Genomic DNA, 11,946 nt, shown 5'->3' with positions numbered 1-11,946 from the left:
AGAGTCGGGCTGCTGCCCGACTCTTCTTTTAGTTGCTCACAGGTTTGGTAATTGTTTTTGGTGCTTCACGGTGCTTTGTAAGCTGTTCAAATGTGTAAGCGAGTTTAATAAGTTGAGGTTCACTAAAAGATGGTCCTGTGAAGGTAATCCCAAACGGTTTGCCGTTTGAAGTAAACCCGCCTGGAACAGTGATGGATGGATAACCTGCTTTTGCAGGGAGGGTAGATCCATAGCTGCCGCCGAATACTATCGCATCCAAACCTTCGTTATTAAACAATGCATCTAGGCCCATTTCTTTTGCTTGTTTAATGTCGTTAAGTCTACTTTTTAAATAATCCGGTTCTGTTAATGTGCCACTCGTTTCGTTTGCCTCGAGTAAGAGTGACTGACCATATTTCATTGCCTGTTCATTCTTATTATTGTAGTCTACGATTGTATTTAAGTTGAGCTTGGTTTCAGATCTTGTTTCGTTAGCAAGGTATGCATCGATTCCTGCTTTAAATTCATATAAAAGCACGTTATAGTCATTTTCTAGTTTTTCTTGATCGGAAACGATCTCTTTAAATTCGGAGACGGAACACCCTGCTTCTTGTAATGCTGTAATAGCAAAATCAAACTGCTCTTGTTCTTCAGGATGCATTTCGTCATAGTATCCATTCTTTATTACGCCAAGCTTGATGGTTTCAAAGGTAGGTTTGAAAAGATAAGGCGTATAGTCACTTTGAGAGGGTGCACTAAGAGTAGAAGGATCTTTCTCATCTTGTCCTGCTAAAATACCTAATAGAATTGCAGCATCGGTAACGTTTCTCGTAATGGGTCCTGCAGTATCTTGAGATGATGAGATCGGAATAATTCCTTGTCTACTCACCAATCCAACAGTTGGTTTAATCCCAACAGTTGAGTTTGAGCTTGCAGGGTTTAGGATCGATCCATTTGTTTCAGTACCGATAGAAGCAGTTGCGAAATGGCATGCAACTGCAGCCGCTGAGCCAGAGCTCGAACCTCCAACGTCCAAGGATCCTGGTCCATATGGATTTAAAACTTGACCGCCTCTCGAGCTATATCCATTCGGCATCGAGTCACTCATGAAGTTTGCCCACTCGGTCATGTTGGTCTTCCCAAGGATAACCGCTCCCGCACGTCTTAGTTTCTTAACAAGAAACGCATCATCTCTCCCGAATGAATTGGAAAGGAGGGAAGAACCTGCACTCGTATGCATGTTGTCACCTGTATTGATGTTATCTTTCAGTAGGATAGGGATTCCGTGTAAGAGGCTTCTTGGTCCCTGTATATGTCGTTCCCGATCAAGTCCTTCTGCAATGAATAAGGCATCAGGGTTCATTTCCAACACTGCATTAATTTCGGAATTGTACGTTGAGATTTGTTCTAAGTATAAACAAACAAGCTCGTAGGATGTTATCGTCCCTTCAAACATCGCTTGTTGTAAATCTAAAATGGTCGACTTTTCAAGCCAATCGATGGTTACCATAGTAGGAGCCTCCTTTTCTACTTTTTTACGTATTCAACAAACGAAAGTAGTTTTCCTTCAATTGGAAAATAGGTCAAAATAAAAACGCGTATCCGGTGTGGATACGCGCTCGAATTTATTAGGCAAGCCTCGTTTGTTTTGCAAACCAGGGTTTTAACTTAATAAAGAATGCGATGAATATGCTAGCTACAATGAAACCTTTTATAAGGTTAAACGGTGTAATTCCTTTTAGAACAAGTGCTTGACGAGCTGAGTCAGACATCGCCTCAAACCCCATGAACCACGTATAGGCCGGTAGGATCAAGAGATAGTTCAACAATCCCATCATTGCTGACATCAATAGAGTACCTAGAATAAGCCCAATCGTAAGTCCTTTCTGAGTCTGATTAAACTTCCTGAATACAATGGAAGTCGGTACGATAAAGAAAACACCTGCGATAAAGTTAGCAAGTTGACCTACAGGGACACCAGTGAAACTTCCTTGTATACCGTAATGAATAAGATTCTTTATCGCTTCAACTAGTATACCTGCGGCAGGTCCATAAAGGATCGCCACAAAGAGTGCTGGAATATCGCTGAAATCAATCTGAAGGAAAACAGGAAATCCAGGTAGCGGAAAATCTAGTAGCATCAATAGATAGGAGATACTACTGAACATTGCGACAACAATCATGCGCTGTGTCTTTGATACAGTTTTCATATGACATTGCTCCTTTGATATTTGAACCATCGAAAAGGAGATGTGGCCCTATGCACGAAAAAAACCATGAGTATGGGGCTCATGGTAGTCGGCATGGGGAAATAAGCAAGCTTATCGTCTATTTTTTCAATAGAAAGCTTGCTACTCCACCATCTTCTCCCATCCAGACTGTACTGTCGGCTCTGGATTTTCACCAGATCCTGCCCAAAAAACAGGCTCGCGGGCTTAAGGAAATTGCTCCTTCACCGCCGGTCGGGAATTGCACCCTGCCCCGAAGATAGTTCGTATAATATTTTACAGCTTTATTATACACGGCGAGAGCTGATAACTCAACAAAAACATCTTGAATTCAAGCTATTCTATAATAGCGCTTTCAAAATAGCTTGATTACAACATCGTTTAGAAATAATAAAAAGCTCTCTGTTGAGTGAACAGAAAGCTTTTTATTACAATACTATTTTTTTTCGGCTAGCCATGCGGCAACCATCTCAGCTTCTTCACCTTGAATCAAACCAGCTGGCATTCCGCCACCTTTACCATTCTTGATGATGTCGAGGATTTCGTCCTTAGAATACTTGCCACCTACAGCATTTAGTGCAGGACCTGCTCCTCCACCAAGGTCTCCACCGTGACAGGAAGCACAGTTCTGAGAGTAGATTTTCTCTGCTTCTCCTCCTGCTGAATCTTCCCCAGCAGATTCTTCCGTTTTCTCGCCATGACCGCCTTCAGAGCCGGCATGTTCTTCCGTTGTTGTTAGCCAGTATGTAAAGCCTACAACGATCGCTAGGAACAAAATTGTCGAAGCAATGTACGCCGATGATTTTCCCATTCTGTTCACCTCCCCTATCCTATCTTAATCATACTTTTCGCACATTCAATTATCAAATATATTTTGCATCTATTTTGAAACATATACGTTTCTACTATTGCTAGTAAAAAAATCTTCTAATGTAATTGGTGATTTCATAGACATAGAGTAAGAAGACGGTGGGGGAGAGAGCGTATGAAACAAAATGCTAAACTTTTTCAGAATCCTAGTAACAGTATGCTTAGAACACTTTCATTCCTTATGATCATTAGCTTAATCAGCTTATTTATCGTTGCAGGATTTATCTCTTCGTCCGAAACAAAATATCGATTTTCTTCATCGATGATGCACGATTGGGTAACGAGCTTTTCAAACGAGGCGATCATTTATGCCATGGGAACGGAAAATCATTATTTAACGCAAGTATTACCGGCAGGAAGTGAACCGCCAGCTCTATCTCTTGTTGCGTTTCAGTTTATCACGAGCATCAAACCAGGCGACATCCGAAGTCTCCTTGGTAGTGAGCTTCCGGGCTTTGCTCTGTATGATGCGAAGATTCATGTGGCTGGAGAAGGGACGAGCTTTGCTAACTTACCTGTAGAGTCAGTACCTCCCCTTAATGATCTGCTTATAGAAAGGGATGTTCCATCTGACAAGCTTACAATCCAAGATCCGAAGAAACCTGTAACACCTCCCGTTCAAACGACGAACGGTAAAGATGTCGCATTCATTTATCATTCCCATAGCTACGAGTCATATTTACCATTGCTAGGCCTCGAAGGCAATAAGAATGGAGACCTTGCAAACGACGGGAAGACAAACATTACTCTCGTAGGAAAAATGCTAGGAGAAGCACTTGAAAACAGGGGGATCGGTACAGTAGTCGATGAGTCGAATATAGGTGCATTATTGAATGAAAAAGGCTGGCAGCACGGTAAAGCGTACGATGTGTCGAGAACCATCGTTCAATCTGCTATGAGTAGTAATTCAGATTTTGATATGTTTATCGATATCCATAGAGATGCTCTTCGGAAGGATGATACGACGGTCACCATCAATAATGAGAAATATGCTAGAACGGTTTTTGTCATCGGTGAAGAGAACCCAAACTATGAAAAGAACCTGAAGCTTGCAAAAGAGCTTCATAATGCTCTGAAGGAAAAGTACCCTGGCTTAAGCAGAGGCGTAATCGGAAAGAAAGGTCAGCGTGTAGATGGTGTGTATAACCAGGACATTTCTCCTAACGCGATGCTGATCGAAATGGGAGGAGTAGATAACAACCTCGAAGAACTAAGTCGCACAGTTGAAGCCATAGCAGACGTTCTTAGTGAGCACTACTGGAGTGTTTTAAAAGTTAGTAATTAAGTAAAAAAGCGCTGGCTCCTAATGGAGTCAGCGCTTTTATGTAGCTTCTTTTTTTATTGTGAGTAAGCTTGTAGCGATTCCAACAAACAAAATAGCGATAGCAGAATACATCGTAGAGTTCAAACCGATCGTTTTTGAGCCGATAATAATAACGAGACCATCGATAAGGAAAATAATGACTCCTACATTTAGAGATGAAATTTTGGATATAAACTGTGCTAAAAGGTCCGTCCCGCCTGTGCTTGTGTCAAATCTAAGCATGATCCCAATTCCTGAACCTACAAAAAACCCTCCTATCATAGCACTTATTAAAGAAGGGTATTGAAAGGAATGGCGCATGGGAGAAAGGACGTCGATAAAGAAAGAGGAGAGTAATAGTCCGTGTAGGCTATTATAAAAGTAAGGGCGAAAATAAAGGAAGGCATATACATAAAGTGGAATACTTAAACATATAATCGTGAGTCCCGTTTCGAACCCCCATATATATTTAAAGATTAACCCAATTCCAATCATACCCCCATCGATGAGATGGTTAGGGACAAGAAACCCATTGACTCCTACTCCGACCATTATACTTCCAACAAAAACAGCTGCTATTTTCTTTAGCATGGTGCGATCACCTGCTTGTTCAGGGTTGTTTTAATATGTATGTTTTCAGAAAGATTTTCATTACGTGTTTGTTAATTACCAGAAAAGAAAATGCTGCCTAGTTGCCAGCAGACTGTCGGGGGTCCTCATGTTTTCAATAATCGAACTATATACGATCGAATACGCATTATACATTGCAGGTTTTATGATTTCATTCTTGATCATTTATGGCGGTGTTTTTCTATTTCTGAACTACAATAAGAAGCCTATACGAAAAACTAGAAAAACCGTTGTGGTTGCGTCCGTCATACTCGGGTTATCACAGTATATGATCAACCTTCTATTCAACTTATCCATTTCAATCCCGGGTTCTGTACAAGTCTATTTGTATCATGCCATTCTATCGATCTTGTTGAGCTCATTGTTTTCATATCTTGTTATCAAACTGTTCATCAACAAAAAGATGAATCCTAAGTATCATTTGATTGGCTCTATGATGATTACTAGTGCGATCCTAACCACATTGATCCTTGGCAACCTTGTCTTCTTTTCGGAGTCGCTGTCCATTCAGTCGATCCATATCATCTTATTTATTATCATTTCATTTGCTTTTTCGCTATGTATCGTACGTTTCTTATTATTGTTGAACTTAAATGGTAATCAGCGGTATTATCGTATTTGGTTATTTGCAGGGAGTTTCGCTGCAAGTATCGTATTTTCTTGTTTACCATACCTGTTGTTTTTTGGAATGGTCGATCAAAGTTTATACCTTAAAGAAGAGAATTCATTTGGACCGTATCTGATAGCGCTCGCTTTTAATTACATCTGTTTAGGAATTCTAGTATATGTTCCAGATCGATACGGAATCGCTAGACAAATAGAACAAACCGATCGGCTAGTACAAAACGAACAGCAGTTTAAAACGCTTTTTCATCACAATCCAGATGCTGTGTTTTCAATCGATAAGAATGGGAAATTTGCGAGTGTAAACTATGTAGCTGCTGAGTACACAGGGTATTCGATTCCTGAGTTAAAAACAAAGTTCTTTCATGAAGTCGTAGTCAGGGATGAGGTTCATCTTGCTAAGGGGATGTTCGGCCGTTCACTGCAAGGTGAAGTCCATCAATTCGATATCAAAATAATGTCGAAACGAAATAAGATTAAAGAGTTACATATCTCGACCGTACCAATTAATGTTGGAGGAGAAATAGTAGGTGTGTACGGCATCGCAAAGGACATTACAGAGAAAAAGCGTGCTGAAAAAACCATACATTTCCTTGCATATCATGATGAATTAACGGGGTTACCGAATAGGCGTTATTTCAACGAAAAGCTCACGTCTCTCCTAAATCAGAAGGTACCCTCACCATTCGCAATAATGTTGATCGATTTTGATAGATTTAAGCGGATCAACGATTTGTTCGGTCACGATTTCGGGGATCTGGTTATCCAGTCCATCGGAAAACGGTTGGAAGAAGTATTAGATGAAAGTTTGTTTGTGGCAAGATTAGGTGGAGATGAATTTACCATCATTCTTCCTCGTTACAGTAAGAAGGAAGATGTCGAACGAGTCGCAGCTTCTATCTTACATGCATTTCAATCTCCTCTAATGATAGAGAATCAAGAATGCTTGTTGACGGCTAGCATCGGGATCGCTCTTTATCCGACTCACGGAAAGAAAGGGGCAGAGTTGCTCAAATACGCTGATATGGCGATGTATCATGTTAAGGAACAGGATATGAACAACTATGCGTTTTATCAAGAAGAGATGAGTAATCAAACGCTTCATAAAATCATGTTAGAGAACGATCTTCGAAAAGCTATTGAACAAGATGAGTTAATCGTCTACTATCAACCGAAAGTGAATACGGTGACAGGCAGCGTCATTGGCTTCGAAGCACTTGTTAGGTGGCTTCATCCTAAGATCGGGTTGATTGCTCCGAATGAATTCATCCAGGCAGCGGAAGAAACGGGTTTGATTGTTCCTATTGAAAAAATCGTTATAAAAAAAGCCTGTGAACAGTTAAAAGTATGGCAAACGCAATACTGCGAAAGATATACCATGTCAGTGAACATATCTCAGCGTCATTTCTATCAGGAGGACGTCGTCTGTACGATTATGAAAAACCTAGAAGACGCAAGCATTTCACCAGAATCGCTTGAAATTGAAATCACAGAAAGTATGGCGATGTTTAATGAGCACACCACGATTCAAAAGCTACAGAAGCTAAGGAAGATAGGCGTTGGCGTAAGTATGGATGACTTCGGTACAGGGTATAGCTCTTTGCATTACATAACGCGATTACCTATCAACAGGGTGAAAATCGACCAATCATTTATCAAAGGATTGATTGATAATTCTAGTAGTTTAGGTATCGTCACAACGATCATCTCTTTAGCGAGACATTTAAACTTAGAGATTATTGCCGAGGGCGTAGAAACAAAAGAACAGATTGACGTGCTGAAACGGTTAGAGTGCTTCGATGTTCAAGGGTATTACTACAGTAGACCGCTTCCAGGTAAGGATGTAGAAACCTATTTATTACAAACAAGTGGAATAGAGTTACCTAGTATGTAGAGGAAATGTTCCTGATCGTTTATGGACGAGCAATAAGCTCGTCTTTTTTGTGCTTAAAAGTTAAATTTTTCCAGTGTGGGAGAGTTGTAGATTTATTATATCACCAAGAGTTGATGAATGTTATTGGGAAATGTGGATGGAAACATCGGTAATATTCCTGTGTTTTTCTATACATTTCCCAATACAAACGTAAAAATATCTGTGATATTCTACTAATGTAATAAAAATTCTAAACATTTTGAATTGGAGGAAAGCAGTATGAAAAAAGGAATGGTAGTAGCACTCGCCACGGGGCTTGCTTTTGGATCAGCGCTTCCAACCGCTTCAGCAGCTTCTGATAAGGATCTTAGTCTAGATCAAAAAAATGCACTTCAAAAAATGGAGAATGTGAAACAAACGTGGGAAAAGGAAAGGAACGTACCTTCATTTTTATCTGGTAAACTATCAAAAGACAAAGTAGGGAATGAAAAAGCAGTCAAAGCGTTTTTAAAATCTAACGAAGGGTTATTCAATGTTAATCAAAAGAATTTAAAGTTGGTTAACGAATCTACAGATGACTTGGGCATGACGCATTATGAATACGTTCAAACTGTAAAGGGAGAAGAAATTGACGGAGCGAAATTTATCGTACATACGGATAAAAACGATAATATTGTAGCGATTAACGGCGATTTACATCCTAATGCTGAAAAGAATTTTAAAGGCAGTAGTAAGGCAAAGCTTTCTGATAAGCAAGCGATTGCAAAGGCTTGGGATCACATCGATGTGAAACCTAGTAATGTTGTAAGTGAAAACCCTAGTTTTGTTAGAAAGTCCAAAGTATCAGATCAAATAGAAAAGAGCGAGAAAGTTGTTGTTGAGAAGGACGATAAGTACTACCTTACTTATAAAGTGCAACTTCAGTTTATCGATCCTTACCCAGCGAACTGGCAAATCTTCGTAGATGCTCGAGATGGCTCAGTTGTAGATGCTTATAACGCTGTAACTGAAGGCGCTACAAGTGGATATGGTTATGATGTCCTTGGAAAATATAAATCTCTAAATACGTACTATGCTAACGGGACGTACTATCTATACGATGTAACAAAGCCTATGAGCGGTGTGATTGAGACGAGAACTGCGAATTATGGCACATCACTCCCGGGTAGCTATTCTGTAGATAGTAACAATGCTTTCACAGCTTACTCTCAAGGTGCTGATGTTAGTGCGCATTATAACGCTGGTGTAGTTTATGATTATTTTGAGAATACTCATAACCGAAACAGCTATGACAACAATGGTGCCACGATCCGTTCCACGGTTCATTACGGCTCGAACTACAATAACGCATTCTGGAACGGTTCTCAGATGGTATATGGTGATGGCGATGGCCAAACGTTTGATCCACTTTCAGGCGGACTCGATATCGTAGCGCACGAAATTACTCACGCAGTCACTGAAAGAACGGCAGGTTTAATCTATCAAGATCAATCTGGTGCACTTAACGAATCCATGTCCGATGTTTTCGGTTACTTTGTTGAACCGGAAGATTATCTAATGGGAGAAGATGTGTATACACCTGGAACACCAGGAGATGCACTAAGAAGTATGTCGAATCCAGAAGCTTATGGTCAGCCGTCTCATATGGATGACTACTATTACACTTCTTCTGATAATGGCGGTGTGCATACGAACAGTGGTATTCCAAACAAAGCGGCTTATCTAACGATCCAGAGCATTGGAAAAACAAAAGCAGAAAAAATTTACTATCGTGCGCTAAGCTTATACATGACTCCATCTACTGACTTTAGTGATGCTCGCTCTGCATTACTTCAAGCAACATCTGATCTTTATGGAACTGGCTCAACGTATAACTCAGTAGCAAGTGCTTGGTCTCAAGTTGGTGTGAACTAAAAAGAGTGATGGAAGGAAGAGTCCCGAAGTGGGGCTCTTCTTTTGTGTGAAATCATCGTTAGGTGGGAACACTACCATTGGTGAAATCTTCCGTGATTTTCCATTCTACATATGATTTGGTTATAATATAAACAGAATAAAGAATCGGAGGGAAGATATGGAACATTTAGACTTGCATCATATTTTTGAACTTGGCCTGATTCTCGTGATTATGGCAGCTGGAATAACAGCAGTTGCAAAAAAATTAAAACAGCCTTATCCTATCGCCCTGGTTATAATCGGAACGTTAATTGGCTTATTGAATATTCCTGTACTTGAACCGTTAAAGATGTTCATTACGGAAGGGGATATTTTTAATTTTGTTATTCTAACGATCTTTTTACCTGCATTGCTCGGTGAGGCTGCATTAAAGCTTCCATTTTCTCATTTGAATGAAAACAAGAAGCCTATTCTTGCCCTTGCCTTCGGAGGGACATTTCTTTCCTTCCTCGTTATCGGGTTTTCAACGCACTATCTTCTGGGTCTACCCATTCCTGTTGCATTTGTATTTGCGGCATTAATGAGCGCGACAGATCCGGTAAGCGTGCTTTCCATTTTTAAAAGTATGGGTGTAAATCATAAACTCTCTACAACGATTGAAGGCGAAAGCTTATTTAACGATGGACTTGCGGTTGTGTTGTTCAAAATCTCTGCATTTTCTCTTCTAGCTTATATGGATATGGGCTGGGGTGGACTGACTAGTGGTGTGTTAGAGTTTGTGAAAGTTGTAGCTGGTGGTCTATTGATCGGTGGAGGGTTTGGATATGCAGTTTCAATCCTCACAAAGTACTTTGACGACTATCCCCTCGAGATTATTTTTAGCGTGATTCTATTCTATGGTGCTTATATTGCAGCAGAGAGTATCCACGTCTCAGGTGTTATTGCCGTGGTTATTGCAGCACTCACTTTTGGAAACTTTGGTTCAAAAGTTGGAATGAGTCCAACGACAAGGTTAAATATTAATAACTTCTGGGATGTTGCAGCATTGCTTGCGAATTCAATCGTCTTTTTAATGGTCGGACTTGAAATTACGCGAATTGAATTTGCAGATAAATGGGGAACCATTGGCCTCGCGCTGTTAATCGTATTAGTCGGTAGAAGCATCGCAGTTTATGGAAGTACGATGTTTGTAAAAGGATTACCGGCATCTTGGCGACACGTTCTTAACTGGGGTGGGTTAAAAGGATCATTATCCATCGCTCTAGTCTTAAGTTTGCCAGGGGACTTCGATGGAAGAGAAACCATCTTGATCCTTACCTTTAGCATCGTGCTGTTCTCTCTAGTCGTTCAAGGAATTACGATCAAGCCGTTGATCAATTATTTTGGATTGCGCGCCAAGCACAGCGGCTCAAAAGAATACGAAGATATCGTTGCAAACCTACATAGACATGAAGCGGGGATTGCTGAAATTCAAAAGATAAAATCACAGCTCTTCATTCCTGAGCCTGTCTATGGAGAAATGCTTTCTACCTATGAAAAAGAAATCGATGAGATTCACGATAACCTTGATCGCCTTTTAGAAGAACATCCTCATCTTAAAAAGAGTCAGCTTATCACTCTGAAGAAACATTCTTTATACGCACAGCATGCACGAATTACAGAACTAGAGCAAGATGAAATCATCTCGATCGAAGTGGCCGAAAAGTACAAAGAAATCTTAAACAATGACCTGGCTAACATCGAGGAAGATGATACGTTGAAAGACTCCAAGAAATCTAACTAGGCTGCCGCACTTTTGTGGCAGCTTTTTTGTTTGTCCTGCATAACCTATAAGAGAAAGGACAACATAAATAGAGAAAATTTCGTTTATTAAGGATTTGTAAGGGTATGGTTTACAGTAAGTAAATCTGTAAGGTATAGTGATAAAAGTCATTTTCACTTTCATTGAAAATAACTCACAAGGAGGACTTTTGAAATAAAATGCCTTACCTTCAGACCGATCGTCTGACCATTATTCCATTTTCCTTTGATCTTATTAAAGCGATGGCGAATAAGAAAGAACTAGAGAAATTATTACACGTTGAAGTTCCTAGAGAATTTGAAAACGTTCAGTTTGAAGACTTTCTACCATTTCACCTGGATGATTCTGATCTATCCAAGGTAAACTGCAAGTGGGAAGGAATCCTTATTCATACGTCTGATGAAAAAGTAATAGGAACGATGGGATTCAAGAATACTGGCGACGCATCAGGAAATCTAGAAGTTGGATACCACTTGATACCAGATTATCGCAATAAAGGCTATGCTGTTGAAATGGCGAATGCTCTTGTAAGCTGGGTCTTTTCTGATAAATCTAAAGAAGAACATCCTGAATCTGAGAATATCGATTCAGTGATGAGACGCTTAGGCTTATCAAGACTAAAGGTTCAACAAAATATTGCGAAAGATAAAATAACCGAAGAGAAATTCATTAAGAAGAATAAATATATTTGAACGTCAAACCCCACCCGTTAGTGGGGTTTTTTATTTGTTGTCGATCCCACAAC

9 protein-coding genes and 1 riboswitch are annotated in these 11,946 nt (G+C 40.0%); of the genes, 5 read left to right on the top strand and 4 right to left on the bottom strand.

The window, feature by feature from the left end; all coding sequences use genetic code 11:
* Window positions 1-28: 28 nt before the first annotated feature.
* The 3 genes from ACXADT_RS00140 to ACXADT_RS00130 form a co-directional block, all read right to left on the bottom strand.
* Window positions 29-1,489, bottom strand: coding sequence for an amidase family protein (locus ACXADT_RS00140; protein WP_474832834.1), 1,461 nt, complete (start codon window positions 1,487-1,489; stop codon window positions 29-31).
* Window positions 1,490-1,607: 118 nt separating this feature from the next.
* On the bottom strand, window positions 1,608-2,189 hold the full coding sequence (locus tag ACXADT_RS00135; protein WP_270182579.1) for an ECF transporter S component: 582 nt from the start codon (window positions 2,187-2,189) through the stop codon (window positions 1,608-1,610).
* A 147-nt stretch (window positions 2,190-2,336) separates the two neighbouring features.
* Window positions 2,337-2,472: riboswitch (FMN riboswitch) on the bottom strand.
* Between the two features lie 171 nt (window positions 2,473-2,643).
* A complete protein-coding gene (locus tag ACXADT_RS00130) occupies window positions 2,644-3,018 on the bottom strand; it encodes a c-type cytochrome (RefSeq protein ID WP_474814059.1) in 375 nt (124 codons plus the stop codon).
* Between the two features lie 174 nt (window positions 3,019-3,192).
* On the opposite strand from ACXADT_RS00130, the gene spoIIP reads away from it, so the two are divergent.
* Window positions 3,193-4,362, top strand: coding sequence for a stage II sporulation protein P (gene spoIIP, locus ACXADT_RS00125; RefSeq protein WP_270182581.1), 1,170 nt, complete (start codon window positions 3,193-3,195; stop codon window positions 4,360-4,362).
* 36 nt (window positions 4,363-4,398) lie between these two features.
* Here spoIIP and ACXADT_RS00120 read toward each other — a convergent pair whose 3' ends face one another.
* Window positions 4,399-4,971: a YitT family protein gene (locus tag ACXADT_RS00120; RefSeq protein WP_270182582.1), complete on the bottom strand. Its 573-nt coding sequence runs from the start codon at window positions 4,969-4,971 to the stop codon at window positions 4,399-4,401.
* Between the two features lie 127 nt (window positions 4,972-5,098).
* Here ACXADT_RS00120 and ACXADT_RS00115 point away from each other — a divergent pair, with 127 nt between their 5' ends.
* The 4 genes from ACXADT_RS00115 (at window position 5,099) to ACXADT_RS00100 (ending at window position 11,893) form a co-directional block, all read left to right on the top strand.
* Window positions 5,099-7,528: a putative bifunctional diguanylate cyclase/phosphodiesterase gene (locus ACXADT_RS00115; protein WP_474832832.1), complete on the top strand. Its 2,430-nt coding sequence runs from the start codon at window positions 5,099-5,101 to the stop codon at window positions 7,526-7,528.
* 258 nt (window positions 7,529-7,786) lie between these two features.
* Entirely contained in the window at window positions 7,787-9,421 is a 1,635-nt protein-coding gene (locus tag ACXADT_RS00110) for a M4 family metallopeptidase (protein WP_270182584.1), read from the top strand.
* Between the two features lie 157 nt (window positions 9,422-9,578).
* Complete coding sequence (locus ACXADT_RS00105) at window positions 9,579-11,183, top strand: cation:proton antiporter (protein ID WP_474832829.1); 1,605 nt, start codon at window positions 9,579-9,581, stop codon at window positions 11,181-11,183.
* A 197-nt stretch (window positions 11,184-11,380) separates the two neighbouring features.
* Window positions 11,381-11,893 carry a GNAT family N-acetyltransferase gene (locus tag ACXADT_RS00100; protein WP_270182586.1) on the top strand — a complete coding sequence of 171 codons (513 nt, stop codon included), beginning with the start codon at window positions 11,381-11,383 and terminating at the stop codon, window positions 11,891-11,893.
* Window positions 11,894-11,946: the final 53 nt, after the last annotated feature.

The organism is Anaerobacillus sp. ABR4_321 (assembly GCF_056158505.1).
Note: the sequence above shows the minus strand (reverse complement) of the source record. Positions and strands in the feature narration are given on the sequence as shown.